The sequence below is a fragment of the Bacteroidota bacterium genome (assembly GCA_036522515.1).
Taxonomy (GTDB): Bacteria; Bacteroidota; Ignavibacteria; order UBA10030; family SZUA-254; genus VBOC01.
Window position 1 is genome coordinate 245,411 of the sequence record DATDFQ010000043.1, and the last position, 23,212, is coordinate 268,622.

16 protein-coding genes and 1 tRNA gene are annotated in these 23,212 nt (G+C 58.2%); 1 reads left to right on the forward strand and 16 read right to left on the reverse strand.

What is annotated here, in order from left to right:
* Positions 1-113: 113 nt before the first annotated feature.
* The 10 genes from VI215_07385 to VI215_07430 all read right to left on the reverse strand — a co-directional run bounded on the left by VI215_07385 (position 114) and on the right by VI215_07430 (position 12,294).
* A complete protein-coding gene (locus VI215_07385) occupies positions 114-959 on the reverse strand; it encodes an SDR family oxidoreductase (protein HEY6192132.1) in 846 nt (281 codons plus the stop codon).
* Between the two features lie 78 nt (positions 960-1,037).
* Complete coding sequence (gene glmS, locus VI215_07390) at positions 1,038-2,870, reverse strand: glutamine--fructose-6-phosphate transaminase (isomerizing) (GenBank protein ID HEY6192133.1); 1,833 nt, start codon at positions 2,868-2,870, stop codon at positions 1,038-1,040.
* A 79-nt stretch (positions 2,871-2,949) separates the two neighbouring features.
* Positions 2,950-3,768, reverse strand: coding sequence for a peptidoglycan editing factor PgeF (gene pgeF, locus VI215_07395; GenBank protein ID HEY6192134.1), 819 nt, complete (start codon positions 3,766-3,768; stop codon positions 2,950-2,952).
* Entirely contained in the window at positions 3,752-7,705 is a 3,954-nt protein-coding gene (locus VI215_07400) for an ATP-binding protein (GenBank protein HEY6192135.1), read from the reverse strand. Before VI215_07400 ends, pgeF begins: the two co-directional genes overlap by 17 nt.
* A 6-nt stretch (positions 7,706-7,711) precedes the next feature.
* The gene (locus VI215_07405; protein HEY6192136.1) at positions 7,712-8,164 is read right to left on the reverse strand and encodes a DUF4783 domain-containing protein; all 453 of its coding nucleotides are present in this window, start codon (positions 8,162-8,164) and stop codon (positions 7,712-7,714) included.
* A gap of 63 nt (positions 8,165-8,227) precedes the next feature.
* On the reverse strand, positions 8,228-9,052 hold the full coding sequence (locus VI215_07410; GenBank protein ID HEY6192137.1) for a hypothetical protein: 825 nt from the start codon (positions 9,050-9,052) through the stop codon (positions 8,228-8,230).
* Positions 9,053-9,219: 167 nt separating this feature from the next.
* Positions 9,220-10,506 (reverse strand): dihydroorotase, encoded by a 1,287-nt coding sequence (locus VI215_07415; protein ID HEY6192138.1) that lies wholly within the window; start codon positions 10,504-10,506, stop codon positions 9,220-9,222.
* 28 nt (positions 10,507-10,534) lie between these two features.
* A complete protein-coding gene (locus VI215_07420; GenBank protein ID HEY6192139.1) occupies positions 10,535-11,455 on the reverse strand; it encodes an aspartate carbamoyltransferase catalytic subunit in 921 nt (306 codons plus the stop codon).
* A complete protein-coding gene (gene pyrR, locus VI215_07425; protein ID HEY6192140.1) occupies positions 11,455-12,033 on the reverse strand; it encodes a bifunctional pyr operon transcriptional regulator/uracil phosphoribosyltransferase PyrR in 579 nt (192 codons plus the stop codon). Before pyrR ends, VI215_07420 begins: the two co-directional genes overlap by 1 nt.
* Before the next feature lie 186 nt (positions 12,034-12,219).
* Positions 12,220-12,294 (reverse strand) — tRNA-Val (locus VI215_07430).
* A gap of 653 nt (positions 12,295-12,947) precedes the next feature.
* Between VI215_07430 and VI215_07435 the strand changes: the two genes are divergently transcribed.
* The gene (locus tag VI215_07435; protein HEY6192141.1) at positions 12,948-13,643 is read left to right on the forward strand and encodes a hypothetical protein; all 696 of its coding nucleotides are present in this window, start codon (positions 12,948-12,950) and stop codon (positions 13,641-13,643) included.
* A gap of 76 nt (positions 13,644-13,719) precedes the next feature.
* Here VI215_07435 and uvrC read toward each other — a convergent pair whose 3' ends face one another.
* From uvrC to secA, 6 genes are all read right to left on the reverse strand, one after another.
* A complete protein-coding gene (gene uvrC, locus VI215_07440) occupies positions 13,720-15,606 on the reverse strand; it encodes an excinuclease ABC subunit UvrC (protein ID HEY6192142.1) in 1,887 nt (628 codons plus the stop codon).
* Positions 15,603-16,025, reverse strand: coding sequence for a methylmalonyl-CoA epimerase (gene mce / locus VI215_07445; protein HEY6192143.1), 423 nt, complete (start codon positions 16,023-16,025; stop codon positions 15,603-15,605). Before mce ends, uvrC begins: the two co-directional genes overlap by 4 nt.
* A gap of 60 nt (positions 16,026-16,085) precedes the next feature.
* Complete coding sequence (locus VI215_07450) at positions 16,086-17,354, reverse strand: DUF1015 domain-containing protein (GenBank protein HEY6192144.1); 1,269 nt, start codon at positions 17,352-17,354, stop codon at positions 16,086-16,088.
* Positions 17,355-17,357: 3 nt separating this feature from the next.
* Positions 17,358-18,290, reverse strand: coding sequence for a GTPase Era (gene era / locus VI215_07455; GenBank protein ID HEY6192145.1), 933 nt, complete (start codon positions 18,288-18,290; stop codon positions 17,358-17,360).
* An 8-nt stretch (positions 18,291-18,298) separates the two neighbouring features.
* The gene (locus VI215_07460; GenBank protein ID HEY6192146.1) at positions 18,299-19,966 is read right to left on the reverse strand and encodes an amidase; all 1,668 of its coding nucleotides are present in this window, start codon (positions 19,964-19,966) and stop codon (positions 18,299-18,301) included.
* A gap of 110 nt (positions 19,967-20,076) precedes the next feature.
* Positions 20,077-23,169, reverse strand: a complete 3,093-nt coding sequence (gene secA / locus VI215_07465; protein ID HEY6192147.1) for a preprotein translocase subunit SecA — start codon at positions 23,167-23,169, stop codon at positions 20,077-20,079.
* Between the last annotated feature and the right edge of the window lie 43 nt (positions 23,170-23,212).

The window sequence follows — 23,212 nt, forward strand, 5'->3', positions numbered from 1 at the left end:
TACGCCCTTTTTGTCGGTCATGAGCCTCGCTCCCGCGGTCTCCGATCTCAAGCAGAGATTGGGAACCAAAGGAACGAAGCCTGAAGGCTGCGGCTACCGGTGGCCCGAGGGGGTTACTCGAACTCCGTCGGGCTCTTTTGCCCGACGTAACTTACGATATCTTCTCCCCCATCCACCCCGATGACATTTCCCGATATAAACGACGCGTCGTCGAGTGAAAGGAGCGCAATCGCTCGCGCGACGTCCTCGGGGGTGGTCACCCGCATTTGCGGATTCTTCCCGCGGGCGATTTTCAGCATGCTCGCCGCTCCGGGTATCTTTCGGAGCGCCGGTGTGTCTGTCACTCCCGCCAGTATGGAATTTGCCGTGATCCCGTGGGGGCCGAGTTCCATCGCCAGCTGGCGGATATGCGATTCCAGGGCTGCCTTTGCGGCAGAAACGGCCCCATAGTTGGGGAGCACGTGGTGCCCCCCGGAACTCGTCATGGCAAAGACCCTGCCGCCTGACTTCATAAATCCGTTCACGAACACGGCCTGCGTCCAGTAGACGATCGAATTCGCCATGACGTCGAGCGTCATTTCCATCTGGGCCTGCGAGAGGATGTCGTCGGCCTTTTTCGCGATGTAGGGCCTCAGCGTGCCGAACGCCAGCGAATGAACCAGCGTGCGTATGGTGGCTTCCGGCGACGAACTGAATTCCTTCCGGATCGCCTCGATGGTCTCCGCGCGTTTCTCCGCGCTCGAAGCGTTGACATTGAAGAAGACCGCTTTCGATCCGGCCGCGCGTATCTCACCGGTGATCCGCTCCACGTTAGGCATCGTCGAGGCCCTGTCGAAGTGAACGCCGAACACGTTCATGCCCCGCCGGGCCAGCTCTAACGCAGCCGCGCCTCCAAATCCGCTCGACGCGCCGAGGATGAGCGCCCAATGATGCTTGCTGAACTGCGCGGTTTGCGGCACGGCTATTCCTTCTGAACGGTGATGAGAGACCAGGTTAGGATGCGCCCAAGATGGGAATTTTCGGCCTGAAAAACAACTCTACTCGACGGTGACGCTCTTGGCCAGGTTGCGCGGTTGATCCACATCCGTCCCCCGGGCGAGTGCAATATAGTACGCAAGGAGTTGGAGGGGTATGCTGTTCACGATCGGCCCGAAGAAGTTATAGGTCCTGGGGACACGGATCACGTACTCCGCAAGGGAGTCGATCTCGGTATCGTCTTCATTGGCGATGGCGATAATACGCCCCTTTCGCGCCCGAACCTCCTGCATGTTGCTCACGACCTTGTCGTAGATCGCATCCTTCGGCACGATAAACACCACGGGCATATCGTTGTCGATCAGAGCGATCGGCCCGTGCTTCATTTCCGCGGCCGGATAACCTTCGGCGTGGATGTAAGAGATCTCTTTCAGCTTGAGCGCCCCCTCCAGGGCCGTGGGGAAATTACTCCCTCTTCCCAGATACAGGAAGTTCCGCACGTTCTTGAACTCTTCTGCGATCAAGCGAATGTGCCCGGAGTTTTCGAGGACCTTCGACACTTTCGCGGGAATGGACATCAGATCCGTAGCGAGAAGGCGGCCCTGTTCCGCCGAAAGGCCGCGGTGACGGGCCAGCAGCAGTGTGATGAGCGAGAGCACGGCAATCTGCGAAGTAAACGCCTTCGTGGAAGCCACTCCGATCTCGGGCCCCGCGTGAATGTATACTCCTGCCTCCGTTTCCCGCGCGATAGTGCTCCCGACGACATTGACGATGCCGAGGACGGTGGCTCCCTTCGCCCGGCCCTCGCGCAACGCTGCAAGGGTATCTGCGGTTTCACCGCTCTGGCTGATCATGAACATCACGTCATCAGGGCTGACAATCGGATTTCGATACCGGAACTCGGAAGCGTAGTCCACCTCCACCGGAATCCGGGCGAGCTGTTCGAGCATATACTTTCCGGCCAGGGCCGCGTGCCACGAGGTGCCGCACGCCGTGATAATGATCCTCCTCGCATTCAGTAGCTTCTCGAGAACAGGCTCCAGCCCTCCCAGCTTCGCGGTTCCCTCGTTGACCAGAAGCCGGCCGCGAAGAGCGTTGTGGATCGATTCGGGCTGCTCGTGGATCTCCTTGAGCATGAAATGCTCTAAACCGCCCTTTTCGATCTGCTCGAGATCGAACGTGATTTCCTCCACCTCCTTGATGATTTCCTCATCATGGATCGTTTTCGTGGAGAAAGAATCGGCCGTAATGCACGCGACCTCCCCGTCCTCAAGGTACACGACCTGGCGGGTGTGGTCGACCAGCGCGGCGGCGTCCGACGCGATGAGATTCTCGGCCTCACCCACTCCGATGACGAGCGGGCTCCCCTTCCGTGCGGCGATAATCTTGTCGGGTTCCTTCGTCGAAACGACGAGGATTCCGTACGCCCCCTCCACCTCGAGCAATGCCTTGCGCACAGCCGTAAAGAGATCGCTCGAGTGCTTGTACATCTCCTCGATAAGGTGAACAAGGACTTCGGTATCCGTCACGGTACGGATAACATGACCGTCCGCCTCGAGTTTCCGCTTCAGCGTGAGATAGTTCTCGATAATGCCGTTATGGATGATGGCGATTTCGCGTTTGCAGTCCCAATGGGGATGCGCGTTCCCGTCCGTCGGCTCGCCATGCGTCGCCCAGCGGGTGTGCCCGATACCGAGATTCGACCGGTAGCCGTTCCCGCCGATCAGATTCACCAACTCCGCGACCTTTCCGGCTTTTTTGAAGACGGTCAGTTCCTTGCCGTTCACGAGGGCGACTCCGGCGGAGTCGTAACCGCGGTACTCAAGCCTCTGGAGCCCCTCAAGAATAATCGGGAGACAATTCTTCGGTCCGATATAGCCGACTATGCCGCACATGATCGTATCCTATCTCGAAAAAACGTCATATTCATACAAAAAATGTAGGGATTTCCCCGTCCAATTACAATGATTCCGGTCATCGGATGCCGATCACGCCGGTCATCCTTCCGGAGTGTTTGCCATCTCTCCGGAATGAGTGAAGGAGTTCCGGACTGCAGATCGTGCAATACGGGGATACCTCGATGTTCTCGTCGCGTGCTCCCCATGCCAACAGTTGAGAACGGTTGGCTTCCTTCAGGTTAAGATGAGGCGATCTCCCTTGCACCCGCTCGACGTGCGCCGTGTCGAACTGCGCGGCGACCTCCTCCCCTACTTCGTAGCAACAAACTCCTGCACCGGGACCGATCCAGGCGACCAGGTCCTCGGGCCTCGCCGACTCCCGGGCAAGCAGTTCCAACGCATGGGATAAAATTCCCAGGCGCGTCCCCTTCCAGCCTGCGTGCACAAGCCCCATAATCCCGGCCACCGGATCGAAGAGAAAAATGGGAAGACAATCAGCAATTGAAACGCTGAGATAAAGCCCGGGGTTCCGGGTGAGAAGACCGTCACATGCCTCATAACGGCCGGGCTCCGAGACGAGGCGCACTACGGCGCCATGTATTTGCGCTGGAACCGACAACTGGCCCTCGACGAGCCCCAGTGCCGCGAGGAACCGCTCGCGGTTGGTCCGGACGCACGCCGGATCGTCGCCAACTTTGAAGCTTGTATTCATGCCGAACGGCTCGGGGCTCACTCCCCCTTTGCGTGTGCCTAATCCGGAGACCAGTTGCGGAAAGCGGGAAAGCAGGTGAGATCGAAGGACGACCACCTCTCCGGGAGGCCCCCCCTTCGACGGGTTCGGGGGAATTCCGGGGCCGGACCGGTCAGAGTTCTGCATTTCAGGGTTGGCGGTCATTAGCGGTTTCCACGGACTCCGTTCCTCCTACCAGGGGCAGCAGGATGATCGCCGCGGTTCCGTTTCCCACGCTACTCTCCAGGGTGATCGATCCACCCAGGTCATCGATGATTTTCTTGACGATCGCCAATCCCAAACCCATTCCGTCGGTCTTGGTGGAGAAGTTCGGCTCAAATAACCGGGCGCGCACCTCCGCCGGGATTCCCGGTCCGTCATCCTTGATGCGGATGAGAATGCTTTCTCCGCTCCGGCGCGTGCTCATGGCGACGGTACCGCCGTGCTCCATCGCCTGAACGGCATTCCGGAGAATGTTGATGAAGACACGGCGCAACTCTTCGCGGTCGGCGTTCACCCTGGGATGGCCGGGCCCAAAGTCCGTGACGAACTTGATTTTTCCGTCCTGTTCGTAGAGGTCTCTGGCCTCGCCGAGGATTTCGTGGATATCGCAAACCTCGAGCTTTCGCTCCGGCATGCGTGCAAAGGTGGAAAATTCGGTGGCGATCCTGCTCAACGTCTCGATCTGGACCAGCAGCGTGTCGGAGATCGATTCCAGAAGCCTGGAAAAGTCTTTCGCACCGTCCCTGTAGGCCTGCCGGAGGTGCTGGATGGAAAGCTTCATCGGCGTTAGCGGGTTCTTGATTTCATGGGCGATTTGCTTCGCCATCTCTCTCCAGGCAAGCTCGCGCTGCGCTTTGATCATCTGTGCCTGCGCCAGTTTGAGATCCCGCACCATTTCGCCGAATGCCTGTTCGAGATCTCCCATCTCATCCCGCCCCTCGCCTTCCAGATCCACATCGAGGGTCCCCCGGGCGACCTGCTGCGTCGCCCGCTTCAACCGGCGGATCGGCGCGGAGATCTGGCCGGCGAACGCGGTACCGGCCACAAGCGCGAAGGCCAACGCGACGGCGTAGGCCCCATAGAGATAGACATCCCGCCTGGAGAGCTCGGCATTCACCTCCGCCTGCCGGTAGAGCGTTGGGACGGCGACGACTCCGATGATGGAACCGTTCTCGGCGACAATAGGCCTGTATCCGACGACGTAGGGAAGTTTTCCGATGATCTGGTCCTCCGCGTAGAAGCTTCTCTTTTTCAGGACGCTGTTCAAATAGGCCTTTGCGCTCAGATGCCGATCGAGAAGTTCGGCGGCAAACATCTCCGGCTTGCTGCTTGCCTGAAGAGCGGCCCCGCGATAGACGACAAAATCAGCATTCAGATCTCCGGCGATGTCCGAACACCGCTCGTCCGTGAGCTGTGAGAGTACGACGGGGATGCTCATTCCGAGCTGTCGCTGGAGCTCGGCCAGAAAGATGGAACTTTGATTGTTCACCCATTTGATCGCGTTTTCCCTCATCCGCTCCGATGTGTACTCACGATTGTAATACGCAAGAATGATGACCGGAATCAGCGAGACGACCGCAAATGCCGCAAGCAGTTTGGATCTGAAGGTGAAGGTAAACCGCCATCCGGCCGCCAGCCGCGCGGTCAAAAGCAGCAGGAGCGAGCCGGCGACAAGGAGGCCGACGAACAACACATATCTGAGAAAACTATACAGGTGCCAGCGAAGCCCGAGCCGCTCGAGGCTTAGTGCGATCCAGGCATCGGCAGATCCGGCCTGTTGTTCGCGCAGGAAATAGGTCTCGTACTTCGTGCCTTCGATCTCCTCGTCAAGCCAGATACCTGTCCCCTCCGAGCCGCCGGACCGCACAACTTCCGGAAGAGTGCGATCCAATGGGATCGTCTCCCCGGAGGCTGATACAAGCTTGCCCTGAATATACTCGGACAGGACGAGAGTGCGGAACTGACGTTCGAGGTTCGTTCTCGATTGACTCCGGAGAAACTCCGGGGCCTCCCCCCGGAGAATCGCCTGCTTCGCGCCCGAAAGTTCGACCCTCACCCCTCCGAGCAACTCGCCGCTATCCGACTTCACGGGAGTGAATGCCATATACCACCGCACGACGGCCCCGTCCGCACTCTTTTCTTCGACATGGATCGACCGGCCTGACCAAGCCGCTCCCGCTCTCCGGGCACGAATCGGATGCGGCGGCGTACCGATGTGAAATTCGCTCAAAACGGAACCCTTTTGATCAAAGTAGGTGACCGTACAGTTGTACCCCTCCCTGCTCAGAATGCTCTTCGCCCACTTGGTGAAACCGAGTTTCTCGATGTCGTCCGAATCAGCGGAAGCAAGCACTCCCGCGGCTTCCCGGTCCGAAAGTTCGTCGAGCGCCTGATTCGCCACAAGGGTGAGCCAATTGTCGACAGGGCGGGAGATCTCGCTCGCAAGCAGCTCGACGTGGTTTCTGTCCAATTCGTGCGCACCACGGTCGAGGCGTGGCAGCAAGACCAGACCCGCTGCGGCAGCCGTCAAAGCCAGGAACTGCACATTCTGGGTGAGCGTTTTGCCATCAACTCTCCGTGAACTCAGCACCGCAAACCCTGTCAGGCCGAGAAGATAGACCATTCTCTCAAACTGGCCCATCAATGAGTTTTGCAGATACATGCCGAAGAGTACTCCCACAGTCAGGAGGCTTATGCCGGCCGCCAGCCACCCTGCCAGCTTCGGTCGCCGCCACCCCGCCGATCCTTCCACAAAACGGGCTGAAAGAGAAATCACGCCCGCTCCGGCGAGGACGAAGGCTGCTCCCGCCAGCAGCAGCCCCACCAGCATGCAGGAGAGTTCAATCGAGGGGAGGAGGAAAGCCGGATCGTTATACTCAAGATTCGAATCGAACATGGCGCTCTGGACCAGGGCTGCGAACCCTCTCAGGAACAAACAGACGACAAGACCCAGAAGAGGCACTGCGATGATGCGGAGGAGTCGCATTCCCAGGTTCGCCGGATTGGTTGCCTTTTCCATGCGGGAGCGGCTCCGTACAAGCCAAGAATCGAACAGATAGACGCTCCAGAGAAGGCAGACGGATGTGAGGCAAAGGTCGCCTATCGATTTGGCAAGGCCCCCTCCGAATGGCGATGCAAAATAGATCGGATCGAAGATGCTCCACTTGAACAAGCCGGATGGAAAATTGATCCAAATGAGGACGTAACGCACGATCCATGGTATTGCAAGCTTCGCGACGAGGCTTCCCCGCGCTCCAGTCCCCCTCCATCGATAGACGGCGCCGCCCAGGAGGAGCACTGCCGCAAGAAGCTCAAGCTCGAGAATGTGGTGCGCCAGGTCGTGAGATTCTTCCAGCCTCGAAGCGAGCCCCGGCCTGGGAAGGTACGCCACTCCTATCGTCGATCCGCTAATGCCCTGGAGGCTGATTGCGAGCAAGCCGCTGTCGGCCTTCTGTGGGGAGCCGGAAAAATCGAATTTCGGAACAATTTGAAAACGGGAGGAAAAGGTGGAGGTGAACGCTTCGTTGTTGATAAACCTGTTATTGATCGGATACGTCACGTCAATCAGGCGCTTGCCGATCACAAAACCATCGATCGAATTCCGTCCGGCGAGAGGGAACGAGACGATCAGATACGAGTAGAGCGGTCCATCCTGAACAAACGAGGAATCCCGCCCCGCAATTTGATCAGGGGTGAGATCGAGCCCCCGGGGTCCGGCCCAGGCCAGCAACCGCTTCTCCCCATCGAAAATCTGAATCGAGACGTCTTGCCCGGACGGCTCCAGCAAAAGCGCGAAGAGGGCCGCCTGTGAAAGAGAGTCCCGCTTCAACAACTGGGCGCGCACTTCAGGCAGGGAGGCGACGCGCCTCGTGGCGTCCGCAGACTCCTGCTGGTATTTCCTGAAGAGGGATTGGACCTCGGCGGTCAGGCTCTGCTGCTCGCCGCCGGAGATCGATTGCCAATTATTACTCAGGTATGCGGGGTAAAACCGGTCGTACGCAAGCGTGATGCAAAGGACGGCCGCAAGAAGGACGATAACGACAATCGTGGGCGTTGAAGCGCGGAATGGTGCGATGAACGGCTTCCTGTCAAACAGCATTCAACATCAAAACACGCTGAATTGGGAGATGACCCATCCGTCTCCGGATTTTTTCAATGCGACATACACCTGCAGAATCTCGGGGTTCCCGCGCCGCAGATATGTCCCGCCGCCCGTGGCAAACGGCGTGCCCTCCACCTGGCTGATCGTGGTGAATTTGAAGCTGAGGATCCGGTGCGTCTTGAAATAGTCCTTCAGGATATACAGGGCCTGATTCTGGCTGAAAAAACCGCTCTCCCGGTCGGACAGGTTGAGATAGACCTGTTTCGCGAGGCGATCCGAGAAGGCGGCAACGTCTCCGGCAAGAATTCCGCTCTGGAGGTCGGTGAATATCGAGGAGGCAACAGGGTTCTTCCGTTCCCGTTCAGGGACGGCATAGAGTTCCTGGGCCGACGCGCATGACGACCCGGCCACCGGAAGGATGGCAAGAATCAGGATCGTTGAGATTCTCAATGTCATTCGGTACCAGGACAAAAATAGTTCATCGGTCCCTCAAAGTCAAAACCATCCGCGCACCCGGCTTCACTGCGATCCGCCCCTTCGACTGAGGAGCCCGGGGCCCGCGGAGAGCGGTGGCCGGTTGGGCGCAGCCTGTTTGAGGCGGGGGTTTCCCTGCTGAAGCTGGTAGGCCCAGTCGAACCTGACTCCCGACGAAGAGACGTCCGTCACGCGGACCTTCGCGAAATGATTGTCCCGGGTACGAATGCAGTATGTGTGCCCCGGAATCACCACCGCATCCTTCGTCGTGGCCCAGCCGCCCGTCGGTGCGTAGGTGATATCGTAGAGGGACGCCGTGTAGCCCATATCCCTGATATCCGTATCGTCCCACACGTCGAGATAAAAGGTATGGTTGACGTCGTAATACTCGAAAAAGACATCCGTATACTGGTCGTCATACGGACCGATCGAGTAACTCGAGAACTCGTAGCCGGCCGACGCGGGGGATGTCCGGTAATTTGCGAGCGTCACATTATAACCCTCGGGGCGTGGCGTGTCGTAGGCGATATCTGTGCTGAGGGAGCTTTCATTCCCGTCGAGATCATACGCGCTCACCGCATAGAAGTACGTCACACCGTTCAGAATCCCGGAATCGATGAAGTGGGGCTGGCGCGTCGATCCGATGTAGTTAAACGGGCCGTTCACGGCAAGACTCGAGTAGACTTTATAACCTGCCAGGTCGGGTTCGAGATTCGCGAGCCAAAATATTTCCAGGAGCCTGTCTCCCGTCTCGGTGGATAATCCCCTGGGGCGCGAAGGAGGAGTAAGATCCGGAACGACGACCACCGCCTGGCATCCCCAAACCGACAACAGAACCACCAGGATAACCGGTACTATGTATTTATTCATTTTTTTCTAAGCTCCAGCTGTCACCTACCCTTAAGTCAATTACCATGCCAGGTATGGAGGATTCGGCCGCTTCTCAACGGGTCGATTTGAGAGACAAACGCCTCGTGTATGGGTGAGAATTTGCTCGAAATCGGCATAATGTGTTTCATATTTAGGACAAACAGGTATCATGGTGCCAACCAGAACGCATGATCGTTATTGATGACGCCGATCGCCCTGCCCTGCAACTTCCATCCGTCGAAGGGCGAATTTTTCGATTTGGATTTAAACTCCCGCACGGAGACGGTCCACCTGGCCTCGGGATCGATCAGCGTCAGATTTGCCGCCTCACCCTCGGCGAGCCGAACCTCGGGGAGATGGAGAATCCTTCGAGGGTTCGTCGAAAATTTTTCGATCAGAGAGACGAGATTCAGGATTTTCGGTACAAGAAGCATCGTGAACGCCAGCCCGACAGCCGTTTCAAGGCCGACAATCCCGAACGGCGCCTGAAGGAACTCCACTTCTTTGTCGTCGTAGGAATGGGGCGCATGATCAGATGCAATCGCGTCGATTGTCCCGTCGCGCAACCCTTCAATCATCGACTCCACATCTTCGCGGGACCGAAGGGGAGGGTTCATTTTCGTGTTGGTGCTGAATGACCGGACAACCTCATCCGTGAGCGTGAAGTGATGAGGCGACACCTCGCACGTCACACTGAGACCCCTCTTCTTCCCAGCCGCGATTTTGGCCACCGCAGCCCCGGTGCTCACGTGCGCCAGGTGGTACTGGCCCCCGGTGTACGAGAGGAGTTGGAGGTCCCGGGAGACCATGATATCTTCCGCGACGGCGGGCATCGCCGGCATGCCGAGAGACGTTGAAACGGCTCCTTCATTCATCGCTCCTCCCCTGGTGAGCGTCGATTCCTCCGCGTGCTGGATCACCGGTTTCCCGGCCATCGCCGCATACTCGAGGGCCCGACGCATCACTTCCGAGTCCCGGACCGGGTCGCCGTCGTCTGAAAACCCCACCGCCCCCGACTCCGCGAGCTCCATCATGGGGGTGAGTTGCTTTCCCTGCCGCCCGATGGTCACTGCGGCGACCGGATGGACATCGACGATTCCACCGTTCGATCCGGCTGCGCGCTCTTTGATGAGGCGCACCACGGATGCGTCGTCAATTGCCGGGTTCGTATTCGGCATGCAGCAGACGCCTGTGAAGCCTCCCGCCGCGGCTGCACGGGTGCCTGACTCGATTGTTTCCTTGTATTCGTATCCGGGTTCGCGGAGGTGAACATGCATGTCGATGAAACCGGGAAGGATCAGCGCTCCGCCCAGATTTCTTTCCTCGACACCCTTCGAGCCGTTGAGTCGAGCCCCGATTTTTTCGATAAGTCCCTTCTGGATGAGAAGGTCGACGGTCTCATCCCTCCCCGTCAACGGATCGACGAGCCTGCCATTTTTGAGTAGTAAGTTCATTCGGACCCTTTCTTCCGGCCGGCTGCGGTCATGGGCTCGTGCCGAGAAGATAGAGCACCGCCATCCGAATTGCCACCCCGTTCAGAACCTGTGTGAGTATCAGGGAATGCTCCCCGTCGGCCACGTCGGCGGAGATCTCGACATCCCGATTGATCGGGCCCGGATGGAGTATCGATATCTTTCTACCCGAGCTCTCCAGGCGCCTGCGCGTGATTCCGAAGTATTGATGATATTCGCGGAGGCTGGGGAGAAGAATCGCTTCCTGGCGTTCCAGCTGGAGACGCAGCACGTTGAGAACGTCGGCATCGTGGATTGCGTCGTCGATCCGATGGTACACACGGACTCCGAGCGACTCAACCGACCTGGGAATCAGCGTGCGCGGCCCGCATACCGACACATGCGCCCCCATCGCCTGAAAACCATATATGCTCGAAAGCGCGACCCTGCTGTGGGAGATATCCCCGACCACGCACACATGCAACCCTTCCAGACTCCCGTGCTTCTCCCGAACGGTATACATGTCGAGAAGCCCCTGCGTCGGGTGTTCGTGGGCGCCGTCCCCCGCGTTGACGACGTTTGCGCGGACCACCTTGCTCAAAAAATCGGCAGCTCCCGGGGACCCATGCCGGATGACGACCATATCGACCTTCATTACCTCGATATTGCGCGCGGTGTCTTTGAGGGACTCCCCTTTCCGGACGCTGCTGCCCTCCGCTGAAAAATTCACCACATCGGCCGAGAGCCGCCTTTCGGCGAGCTCGAACGAGATTCTCGTCCGCGTGGAATTCTCGAAAAAGAGATTGACGATCGTCCTCCCCTGGAGAGAGGGGACTTTCTTAATCGGCCGTTCGAGCACTTCCCGGAAAGAGGATGCGGTATCCAGAATGAGTCCGATGTCGCCTTTCGACATCCCCTGCAAACCGAGCAGATGACGCGCGGCAAGCGCCATCAGGCCCTCCCTTGCTGGCGATCGACGACGACTACTCCGTCCTCCCCGTCGATCTCCTTCATCATGACCCGTACCTCCTCCTCCGTCGAGGTGGGGATGTTCTTCCCCACGTAATCCGCCTTGATCGGGAGCTCCCGATGCCCCCTGTCGACCATCACGGCGAGCTGAATCGTGGCGGGCCTTCCCAGATCGACCAGTTCATCAAGCGCGGCGCGAACCGTCCGCCCCGTATAGAGCACATCGTCGACAAGGATGATGTTCTTCCCCGTCACGTCGAAGGAGACGACGGTGCCCTTCAGGAGAGGCTGTTCCAGCCTCGTCCGGAGGTCGTCGCGGTAGAGGGTGATGTCCAGGAAGCCAAATTGCAGCTCCCGGTGTTCCATTCGCTGGATTTTTTCGACCAGCCGGCGGGCAAGGTACTCGCCCCGGGTCCGGATTCCGACGACCGCGATCGTTTCCGCGCCCTTATTCCGCTCAAGAATTTCATGCGCCAGACGGTTGAGGGAGCGCTTGAAAGCAGATTCGTCCATCACCCGGGTTTTTATCCGCACAACCGCCTCAAACGAAAAAACCTCCATACCCGCATGGGGTGGAGGTTTTCATAGAATCCATTGGATCGATACATCTGCAACTCCTTTCCGACCTCGCGGGATCGGGATTAAAGGGTTGAACCGGCTCGACTCGACTTCGTGTGAAATATACCGCTTTTCTATTTCAGATACAATTCAACCCCACGTCGTGGGCGGGGCCTCCCCGTGGAACTGTGGGCGCTACTGGGATCGAACCAGTGACCTTACGCGTGTGAGGCGTACGCTCTGAACCAGCTGAGCTAAGCGCCCTTGATGATCAATTGAGACTCGATTCAGACGGGAATCGCGGCCTTAATATACGGAAGTTAGAGTCGCTTATCAAGCGGCGGAGGGGGGTTGCCGATTTCTCCGCCCAACGGATAAACCGCAGGCTAAAGCCTGCGGCTACCGAACCCGAAACATCAGAAGCCGCGGACAAGACCAAGGCATCGGTAGGCGCGACCTTCAGGTCGCGTGGAGTTTAACGCAGGCTAAAGCCTGCGCCTACCAAACCCGAGGCATCGGTGGCCGCAACCCTCAGGTCGCGAAACGAGGGGCAACGAAACTGAGCAGGCACGTATGACAGTCGGACGATGAAATGATCAGCACATTAATATTTTTTCATGAACGGATTCCACTGTTGACTGCCGCCGGTGTGAAATCATGGAAAGGCTCGCGATAAATCCGATTCGGTGTGAAGATTTTTCACAATCGTGTGATAATTTCGGATGAAATAGGGTATTCATCCTCCCCCGCTAGGTGTATTCCTTATTGTCTGACCCTCATTCTGAACCTATCTTATTGCAGGATGTATCATGTCAGTGATGCGCATCACTGACATGTGGAACAGCACAAAGGGACTAGGTAATTTATACACAGCTTTACGGCAAATCCAATCCGCAATTCATCAAAAGGAGAGATCTATGGTGAACAAACTCAAAACACAACCCCGCGTCATCATCGCTATGGTGCTGGTATTCGGGGCGATTGCCTGGCTTCTTTCAGGCTGTTCGAAGACCCAGGATGGTCCGGTCTCCAGCTCCAGCGTGTCCGAACCCGTGAGACTCGTTGCCGGAGCGGGAAATGGCGCACCGAGCGGGGCGCATTACAACCTGAATATCATCGGTGTTCCGAAGGGAAAGACGGCCGATATGACCAACTCCGACGGCCACACCATCTTTGTAGCGCTCGACGGAAACACAAAGATCATGCTGAGTCCCGGCGATTTCCAGGTGCTTGACCGCAACGGAACCGACGGTTCCGCTTCGTTCCAGTTGCCGAATCCGGACTCGGGTAACACCGGCACAACGACCTACTCGGTGTTCGCAAGAGCGCTCGGAAAGCCGGGTGGAAGCGCCTTCAGTACCACCTGCGGGACGGATTCTCTGGGAACGACGTATTGCTCGACCGATACCGCCGTATTCGTCCGAAACAAGGGAAAGGGCTCCTTTACGAACGTAAGCAAGGAGCTGCTCTACATCTACGCATTGATTAACGGGACGCTTACCCGGATCCCCCTCTTCGATTCGAGTTTGCAGGATTATTACTGGGGTTATACGAACAACGGTTTGAGGCTGCTCCAGTTGCGGTTCTACCAGGTCCCCACGACTGTTCCCTAATACAAGAGGGCAAGCTGCATCGTTTGCACGGCGCGGGGTGAGTCTCCGCTCACCCCGTTGCTTTTGTAGGCTCCCGTCAGGACGGAAGGACTTCATCCTCCGCAAAGTACTCCTTGATCTTCGACCCAACCTTTTCGCCAACGACTTCGGCTAACTGCTCCTCGGTCGCGAACTTGACCCCCTGAACCGAACCAAACGCTTCAAGTAATTCTTTCGCCCTCTTCTTCCCGATTCCCTCAATCAGGTCGAGCTCGGTCCGAAGCGTCCGCTTTTCGCGGAGCGAGCGATGATAGGTAATTGCGAATCGGTGCGCCTCGTTCCGGATGCGCTGGAGGAGTTTGAGCCCCGATGAGCTTTTCGGGATCGACTGGGGTTCGGGGGATCCCGGCACGAACACCTCCTCCAACCTCTTTGCAAGGCCGATAACGGGGGTCGTTTTAACGCCGAGGCGCTCGAGGACTTCGACCGCGCTTGACAGCTGCCCCTTTCCGCCATCCACCATGATCAGGTCGGGGAGTTCCCCCTGCTCGGAAAGCAGCCGGGCGTATCTCCGCTCGATCACTTCGCGCATGCTCGCAAAATCGTCGGGTCCGTCAACCGACCGGACTTTGAACTTGCGATACTCGGACTTTCTCGGCCTGCCGTCCTGGAAGACCACCATAGACGCCACGCTGTCGGATCCCTGTGTGTTCGAAATGTCGAAGCATTCGATCTTGCGCGGCGCGTTCGCCAGGCCCAGATCCTTCTGGAGGGCCTTGACGGGGTGGGGAGCCTGCTCCTTCAGCTTGTCTTTCTGCAGTCGCAGCGTCTCGAGCATGAACTGGGCGTTTCTCTTGCACATCGCCATCAGTTTCGCCTTGTCGCCGATCTTGGGGACGGTGATCCGCACCCTGTCGTTTCGACGCCCCCCGAGCCAGCTCTCGACAGCTGCGGAATCCTCCAGTTCAACCGGAAGAAATATCTCGGAAGGGATGTCTTCCGCATGGAGGTAGTACCGCTGAAGAAATTGCCCGATGATCTCTGCCTCCGTGCTTCCCTCCACACCGTTCATGTAGGCGTGCTGGCGCCCGATGATCTTGCCGTCCCGGACCCTGAAGACGATCCCGCACGCGTCGTTCCCCTCCGCGGCGGCGGCAAAGAGATCGCGGTCGATCATCTCGGAATCGACCACCTTCTGCCGCTCGTCGTAGACGGTGAGCTGGCGTATCTTGTCCCGCAACACGGCTGCCTCTTCATATCGCATTTCACCTGATGCGCGTTCCATTTGATCCGCAAGCGATTTCACCAGCGTCGAGGTCTTTCCCCTTAGGATTTGGATCACCTCGCCGATCATTCCGTTGTAGTTCTCTCGCGACACCAGGCCTTCGCAGGGCCCGTCGCATTTCTTGATGTGGTAATCGAGGCAAATCTTGATTTTCTTCTTGAGAATCGATTCCTCATCGATGAAGTAATTGCAGCTCCGGACTTTGTAGATCTCCCTGATCATCTTGAGAGAGCTGTGCATGTTCTTCACATCCGTGTAGGGGCCGAAATACTTTGAGCCGTCCCGGATCACCCGCCGCGTGGCGAAGACGCGGGGATAGGGTTCATGCGTCACCACGATGTAGGGGTAACTCTTATCGTCCTTCAGATCGATATTGTACCGGGGTTTCAATTGCTGGATCATCGAGGTCTCGAGGATGAGAGCTTCTACCTCGGAATCCGTGACGATCAGTTCGACATCGCGGATCCGGGACGCCAGCGCCCTGAGGCGGGGTTCCCTGCCGTGGGATTTCTGAAAATACTGCCTCACCCGGTTCCGGAGGTTGACCGCCTTCCCCACGTAGAGTACCTCCCCTGTGGAACTCTTAAACTGATACACTCCGGGCTTCTGGGGAAGATTTTGAAGTTTTTCGGCGAGAGCCGGCTCAGTCCCGGCTGAGATGGGGGCTTTTGGTGCCTGACCTTCCTGATCTTCGATCATGTGTTCGGGGTATCCCCGGGGGTCCTCCTCTGGCAAATCTCCACGAGCACCCCGTTTGTGGATTTCGGATGGAGGAACGCGATAAGGTGCCCCCCTGCGCCGGCTCGCGGCTTCTCGTCGATGAGATCGAACCCTTCTTTGCGCAACCGCGCAAGTTCCGCCACGATATCGTCGACCTCAAATGAGAGGTGATGAACGCCTTCTCCGCGCTTCTCGATGAATTTCGCAATCGGTGATTCCGGATCGGTCGCTTCGGTCAACTCGATCGAGGTTTCTCCCACGTGCAGAAATGCCAGCTTCACCCTCTGGGATGCCACGGCTTCTTCCCCCGCCTTCCCGACCTGGAGCAAGCGTGAAAACAGATCGACGGAGCTCTCGAGACTCTTGACGGCGATTCCAACATGGGTAAGTCTTTTCACGGGAGCGACCTCGCTATTGGATGATATTCGGCGGAAGAAATTTCCATCCGGGGGTCAACTTCAGTCGAACGAGTAGATGACAAGGCCGGAGAGAAGTTTTGGATAAAAGTAGGTCGACTTCTGGGGCATCGTATAGCCTCCCTCGGCAATCGCCCGCACAAGTTCCACGCGAGCGGGGTTCAGAAGGAACGCGGCCTGCGCATTTCCCTCCCGCACGGTCTTGACGGCCTTTTCGGCGCTCTGTTCGTATTCGAGATGAAGTTTCCGCGCCTGATCTTCGTCGGAGAGGTTCAGGAGCCCTTTGAGGATAACGGTATGAAGAACCGTCACATCGAGGCGTGCCAGGATTCCCGGAATCTCTCCCATACCCGGGACAGCCCGCTTCCGGTAAGAGAGAAGCAAATACCCGGGATCCCCTCCGAGGATCAAACCGAATGAACCCTCGCCTCGTTCCGTCAATGACGCGAGGAGGCTTTCTCCCGACGCCTCCTCCCGCACCTCAAAGGAATTCCTCAACTCTCCGAGGAGCCGGTCCCGGCGGAACCCGGACAGGCCATGAATCACACGGTGCGTGGGCAGGATCACAAGTCCCGGATCGTTCAGGTTCGTGAAGTAGATCGGAACAAAATTGTACGGTTCGGTCCCCGTATGGCGGGGATTTTTGAACCGGCGCGCGTTCGAATACCCGACCGCGGTCTCGTACCGGTGATGCCCGTCGGCGATCAGCACCCGCTGCCCTTTAAGAAAACTCTCAAGAGCGAGAACCGTGGCGCGGTCGCCGATCCGCCAGACTCTATTGCGGACGCCGTCAAATTCCACGTCGACATCGGGCGTCCGGCCCGATTGAGCGTCCAACTGCCGGTCCAGGGCGTGTTTCGGATCGGAATAGAGCGCAAAAATCTGGCTGAACATCGCGTTGGTGGCTTCGAGCAACCGGAGCCTGTCGGCCTTCGGACCCGGATGGGTCAGTTCATGCGGGTAGATCGAACCTCGGCCGAATTCCTCGAGGCGGCAGGCCGCGATGAAACCCCGCCGGTCGACCTCGCGGCCATCCGGGCCTGAAAAGCGCTGCGAGAGGAGATAGATTGCCGGTTCGGCTTCCCGATCGAGGATCCCTCCGTTCGTCCATTCTTCGAACAAACGGGCAGCCGAGGCATACGGGTTTTCTTCCCGCCCGAGGATCAGCCGAACGATGTTGTACGGTCCCTGATTGTAGAGCTCCTCCCGCTGCTCCGGTGAAATGACATCGTACGGCGGCGCGACCACCTCCCCGATCTCCACGCGCGCAGGGTTGTACATGATTGCTCGGAACGGCTTGATCTCGGGCATGGTCTACCTGTATCCGAACCTTTTTAACCACTCGTCCTTTTTCCTCCACTGTTCCTTCACCTTGACGTAGAGCTCAAGATAGACCGGACGCTGGAGGAACGCCTCGATCTCCTTCCGGGCAAGCTCCCCGACTTCCTTGAGGGCGGTTCCGTCCTTCCCGATCATGATCCCTTTTTGCGAGTCCCGCTCGACGATGATCTCCGCCTGAATCAGGTCCTTCCTTCCCTCGATCTCCTTGAAATCTGCGATCTGAACCGCCGTCGAATAGGGAATCTCGTCCCGGAACTTCTCGAAAATCTTTTCCCGGATCAGTTCCGCCACGAAAAACCGCTCGGAGTGTTCGCTGACGATCTCCGCCGGATAATAGGGAGGATGGACAGGGAGCTCTGCCGAGAGTCCGTTCAACAGGTCTTCGGTTCCGATCTGTTTGAGGGCGGACACCGGATAAATCTCCTTGAACATCTGTTTCTCCGCGTACGATGCGATGACCGGCAAGATTCGTTCCGGTTTCACAAGGTCCATCTTGTTAATCACCAGGTAGACCGGAGCGCGGCATCCCCGCAGGAGCGCATAGGCGGGTTCCATGTCTATCTCCTCCCCGCTTCCGGGCGACATTGCATCGATCATCAGGACAGCGACGTCCGCATCGGAGATGGCGGATCGGGCAGCCTCCATCATGGCGTCATGGAGGGGATACTCCGGTTTCATCAATCCCGGCGTGTCGAGGAAGATGATCTGGTCGAGCTCCCTCGTTCGTATTCCGAGAATTCTGTGACGGGTGGTCTGCGGCTTCGGGGTCACGATGGAAATCTTCTGACCGATCAGGGCGTTCATGAGCGTCGATTTCCCCACGTTCGGCTTTCCGATGATGGCAACGTAGCCGCAGCGGAACGTGGCGGGTGAGCGCGCTTCCTGCTCGGATCCTGGCAGAGGCACCGGACCGGTCAACCCGGTAGTTTCGGATGTCTGAGGTGATAACCGGTCGCGTCCTGATATCGTTTCGCAAACGCGAGCAACGTTTCCTCGTCAAAGAGCCTGCCGATGATCGTGATGCTCGTCGGAGTCCCTTTGGCCGAGAACCCGTTCGGAAGCACCACACAGGGGTGTCCGGTAAGGTTGGTCAGCAGGAGGTTGTCTCCCTGGAACGAAGGAGCCACGTAGAGATCGACCTGGCCCATGATCTTTTCCATTTCCTGTATGATCAGATACCGGACCCTGTTCGCCTGGATATATTCCACCGCGGGTATGAACCGGGAGGCCCGGAAGACATTCGGCCAGGCGTCTTTGATCTGCCGCACCAGAAGATCCTCTTTCCCGCTCCGGGTGAGCTCGTCGAAGGCGGCTCCCGCCTCGGCACTCAGGATGATGGAGCAATCGTTCACCGGGTACTCCGGCAGGCGTACCGGGATGAGTTTGGCTCCCAGAGACCCCATGATTGCAAGGGCCGAGTCGTTGTTCGCCTTGTTCTCCTTCACGCTGTCGAAGTCGCTTTTCAAATAGCCGACGCGAAGATTCCTGAGATCGATCCCCGGACCGTAGTTAAACGGCGCGTCGTAGAGCGTCTGGTCGCGGTCGTCGGGCCCGTAGATGGCGTTAAAAACGAGCGCGCAATCCTCTACAGTCCTGCAGATTGGTCCGATCTTGTCCATCGACCAGCTCAGGGCCATCGCGCCGGTCCTGCTCACTCGCCCGTACGTCGGCCGCAGTCCGGTGACTCCGCAGCGCGTCGAGGGGGAGACAATCGACCCCCAGGTTTCGGTTCCGATCGAAAACCCCACCAGGCCTGCCGATGTCGCCGAGGCCGAACCTGCGGAGGAACCGCTCGATCCCTGGGAGGTATCCCAGGGATTCTTCGTGGTCCCGCCGAACCAGACATCGCCCCAGGCGAGCTCACCCATGCTCAGTTTGGCAACAAGAACTGCGCCCGCCTCCCTGAGGCGCCGGATGACGGTGGCGTCTTCATCGAACACCTGATCCTTGTACGGCACCGAACCCCATGTGGTCCGGATCCCCCTGACCGCCAGCAAATCTTTCGCACCGAAGGGGATGCCGTGAAGCGGTCCCCGGTAATGCCCTGCCGCGATCTCTTCATCGGCTTTCTTCGCATCCGCGAGAGCCTCGTCTTCCGTCAGCGTCACCACACACCGGAGCACCGGCCCGTACCTTTTCAGGCGGCCCAGATACATCCGGGTAAGCGCTTCCGAGGTGACCTTGCGGGTCTTGATCAGTTCAGCGAGCTGGCCCACGGAATAGAATGCGGCGTCCTCGAGCCGGGCGGGCATCGGGACAACCCCGGGGGGAGTTGCCTCAAAGGGCTTGCGGACGGTCGCGAGCTTCATCCCGACGGGAATGGGGTTGAAGAGAACTGCAGGGGGGACACTGTTGGCGAGCGCGACTTTCCGGAGGTTTTTGTAATTCTCGAGTTGGTCCTTCAGGCCGTCGCGCATCGAATCACGTTTGGCGTCCGCAAAGCTCAGTCCGATAAGCTGACCGGCCGAGGAGACGATTTCACCCGTGATCGGATTCGGGGTATCGGGGAGGAGTAACGCGCCCAGCAGAAAAGAGGCGGCAAATCCGAACAGAAGGAACCGGGGGCCTGCGGTACGGGACATTACTCTCTCCTTTCGGGTGGTGAGCCTGTTGGCGGAAGCGCGGGATCGTCCCTGTTACTTCGGAACATCTTAGGCGGGAGCGCACCCGGCGTCGCGAGCGGGCCGGCCAGTCACTTCCCGTGACACTGCTTGTACTTTTTGCCGCTCCCGCAGGGACACGGGTCGTTTCTTCCGACCTTCTCGCCGACATGAATCGGCTGGGGCTTGGCCGCAGGCGCCGCCCGCTGTTGCTGCTGTTGCTGGGCGGCCTCTCCGCCGGTCACAGGGGCGCGGTTCGCCTCGAATCCCATCCCCGTCGAAGATTCGTGCGTCAGGGTGACATTCCGGGGGGGCGCGATTTGTGGAAGCCTGCGGACGGGCAGCTGCTGCTCGGTCTGCGGGAAGAGTTTGAATACGAGATTCAGGGTCTCGACGTTGATCATGTCGATCAACTCGACAAACATGTTGAACGCCTCGGACTTGTATTCAAGAATCGGATCCTTCTGGCCATACGCCCGCAGATGGATTCCTTCCTTCAGATCGTCCATCTCGCGCAGGTGATCCTTCCACTTTTCGTCGATGACCTGCAAGGCGACCATCTTTTCCAGCAGGGCCATGCTCTCCGCGCCAATCCGTTCCTCCTTGCGCTTGTAGAATTCCCTCGCCGCCTTGATGACTTCCCCCTTCACTCCGTCCTTCCCGATCTTTTGCCATTGTTCGGGAGGAATGTGAAAATCGATGAGGAAGCTGGTCCTCAGCGATTCCCGGAGGAGCTCTATTTCGCCCTGCTCGTAATGCTTCTCGACGAGCTTTTCGGCAAAATCATCCAGCATCTCGAAAATGTCCTCGCGCAACCTCTCCCCCAGGAGCGCATGCCTCCGCCGCGAGTAGATGACCTCCCGCTGCTGGTTCATGACGTTGTCGTACTCGAGCAGCCGCTTGCGAATCGCAAAATTATTTTCTTCCACTTTTTTCTGGGCCCGCTGAACCGAGCGCGTGATCATCGGGTGCTGGATCACGTCTCCCTCTTTCAATCCGAGCCGGTCCATGATCCCCGCGATCCGGTCGCTCCCGAACAGACGCATGAGATCGTCTTCGAGGGAAAGGTAAAATTTCGACGAGCCGGGGTCGCCCTGGCGGCCCGCTCTTCCGCGCAGCTGCCGGTCGATGCGCCGGGCCTCGTGCCTTTCCGTCCCGACGATGTGGAGACCGCCGGCCTCGGGGACTCCGGGACCGAGCTTGATGTCGGTGCCGCGTCCCGCCATGTTCGTCGCGATCGTGATCGCTCCGGGAAGTCCGGCATGAGCCACGATTTCCGCCTCCCGCTGGTGCTGCTTGGCGTTGAGGACATTATGCGGAATCCCCTGCCGCTTGAGCATGCGGCTCAGGGTCTCGGAAACCTCGACGGAAGTCGTACCCACCAGGACCGGGCGATTCTCCTTCCGGAGCCCCTCGATTTCCTGAATGAGTGAATTATACTTCTCCCTCTTCGTCCGGTAAATGACGTCGTCCATGTCCTCCCTGATCATCGGCTGGTTGGTCGGAACCACCACGACGTCGAGTTTATAGATTTCGAAAAACTCGGCTGCCTCCGTCTCCGCGGTTCCGGTCATCCCCGCGAGCTTCTTGTACAAACGGAAGTAGTTCTGCAGGGTGATCGTCGCGAGCGTCTGCATGTCCCGCTCGACTTTCACTCCCTCCTTCGCCTCGATCGCCTGGTGGAGGCCGTCGGAATACCGCCGGCCCGGCAGCAGACGTCCGGTGAATTCGTCGACGATCATGACTTTACCGTCATCCGAAACGACATATTCGTCGTCCAGCTCATAGAGGGAGTACGCGCGCAGGAGCTGTGTCACGGTATGGATGCGGTCGCTCCTCTCCGCATAGAGGAGATTCAATTCGTCCTTCTTGACCTGCTTCTGCTCGGGGGTCAATGATGCGTCGTTCTCGATGTGGGCGACTTCCGAGCCGACATCAGGGATGATGAAAAAGTCCTTGTCCTGCGATCCACCGGCGAGCAATTCCCTACCCTTCTCGCTCGGATTGATCGAATGATCTTTCTCGTCGATCGCATAGTAGAGTTCGTCGTCGATTTCGTGCAGGCGGCTTCCTGAATCGCGCAGATACTCCATTTCAGTTTTTTGCATCAGCTTCTTGTTGCCCTGCTCCGCGAGGAGCTTCATCAGCCGCTTATGCTTCGGCAATCCGCGGAATGCCCTTAGAAGCTGGACGCCGGCCTCTTCCTCCTTCCCCTGCGCAAGGAATTGCTCGGCTTCGGCAACGATCTTGGTGACAAGATTGCGCTGGGCATTGACCAGCCGCTCGACCCGGGGCTTCATCTCCGCGAATTTGTGATCTTCTGTTTTCACCGGGCCGCTGATGATCAAAGGAGTTCTGGCCTCGTCGATCAGCACGGAATCGACCTCGTCGACGATCGCATACTGGTACCCCCGGTGCACCAGCTCGTCGGGCGATATGACCATGTTATCTCTCAGGTAATCGAATCCGAACTCGTTGTTGGTCCCATAGGTAATGTCGGCGGCATATTCCTTGCGCCGCTGGAGGGGATCCATCTGCGACTGGATGCAGCCCACAGTCAGGCCCAGAAACTCGAAGACCCTGCCCATCCATTGGCTGTCGCGAAGCGCAAGGTAGTCGTTCACCGTGACGAGGTGAACCCCGCGGCCGGGAAGCGCGTTCAGGTAGAGCGGCATCGTCGCCACAAGGGTTTTTCCCTCTCCTGTGGCCATTTCGGCGATTTTCCCCTCGTGGAGGACTACGGCCCCGATCAACTGCACATCGAACGGGACCATGTCCCATTCAACCTTCCTGCCCGTGACGTCCCACGATGTGCCGACGAGCCTCCTGCACGCCTCCTTCACCACTGCATAGGCCTCCGGGAGAGTCTCCGCCAAAACCTCTTTCGTACGGGCGTCGATCTCCTTCTGTTTCTCTTCAATCTCAAGATAGATCGCTTCCCGCTCCTCGAGGGACAGGCTATCGGGGTCCTTGAGCTGCTCGCGGAGCTCAGTTATCTGCTCTTCGACCTCCTGAATTGCATCCTTGATTCGCTGCCGGAACTCAACTGTTTTTCCCTTGAGCTCTTCATCAGAGAGGTGTTCGAACTCCGCGCAAGAGGCGTTGATCTGTTCCACGATCGGAATGATCCGCCTGATGTCTTTTTCAGACTTGCTCGGAAATATTTTCGAGATTAACTTCAGCATTCTGCGTGTTTTGGAGGAAAATTGAAATTCAGTACGTCAAATC

Excerpts from the sequence above, each read along its gene's own strand:
- VI215_07405 (HEY6192136.1), bottom strand. The coding sequence starts at position 8,164 with ATGACATTGAGAATCTCAACGATCCTGATTCTTGCCATCCTTCCGGTG.
- glmS (HEY6192133.1), bottom strand. The coding sequence starts at position 2,870 with ATGTGCGGCATAGTCGGCTATATCGGACCGAAGAATTGTCTCCCGATT.
- VI215_07415 (HEY6192138.1), bottom strand. The coding sequence starts at position 10,506 with ATGAACTTACTACTCAAAAATGGCAGGCTCGTCGATCCGTTGACGGGG.
- pgeF (HEY6192134.1), bottom strand. The coding sequence starts at position 3,768 with ATGACCGCCAACCCTGAAATGCAGAACTCTGACCGGTCCGGCCCCGGA.
- VI215_07435 (HEY6192141.1), top strand. The coding sequence starts at position 12,948 with ATGGTGAACAAACTCAAAACACAACCCCGCGTCATCATCGCTATGGTG.
- VI215_07410 (HEY6192137.1), bottom strand. The coding sequence starts at position 9,052 with ATGAATAAATACATAGTACCGGTTATCCTGGTGGTTCTGTTGTCGGTT.
- secA (HEY6192147.1), bottom strand. The coding sequence starts at position 23,169 with ATGCTGAAGTTAATCTCGAAAATATTTCCGAGCAAGTCTGAAAAAGAC.
- pyrR (HEY6192140.1), bottom strand. The coding sequence starts at position 12,033 with ATGGAGGTTTTTTCGTTTGAGGCGGTTGTGCGGATAAAAACCCGGGTG.
- VI215_07400 (HEY6192135.1), bottom strand. The coding sequence starts at position 7,705 with ATGCTGTTTGACAGGAAGCCGTTCATCGCACCATTCCGCGCTTCAACG.
- VI215_07460 (HEY6192146.1), bottom strand. The coding sequence starts at position 19,966 with ATGTCCCGTACCGCAGGCCCCCGGTTCCTTCTGTTCGGATTTGCCGCC.
- VI215_07450 (HEY6192144.1), bottom strand. The coding sequence starts at position 17,354 with ATGCCCGAGATCAAGCCGTTCCGAGCAATCATGTACAACCCTGCGCGC.
- VI215_07420 (HEY6192139.1), bottom strand. The coding sequence starts at position 11,455 with ATGGCGCTTGCCGCGCGTCATCTGCTCGGTTTGCAGGGGATGTCGAAA.
- uvrC (HEY6192142.1), bottom strand. The coding sequence starts at position 15,606 with ATGATCGAAGATCAGGAAGGTCAGGCACCAAAAGCCCCCATCTCAGCC.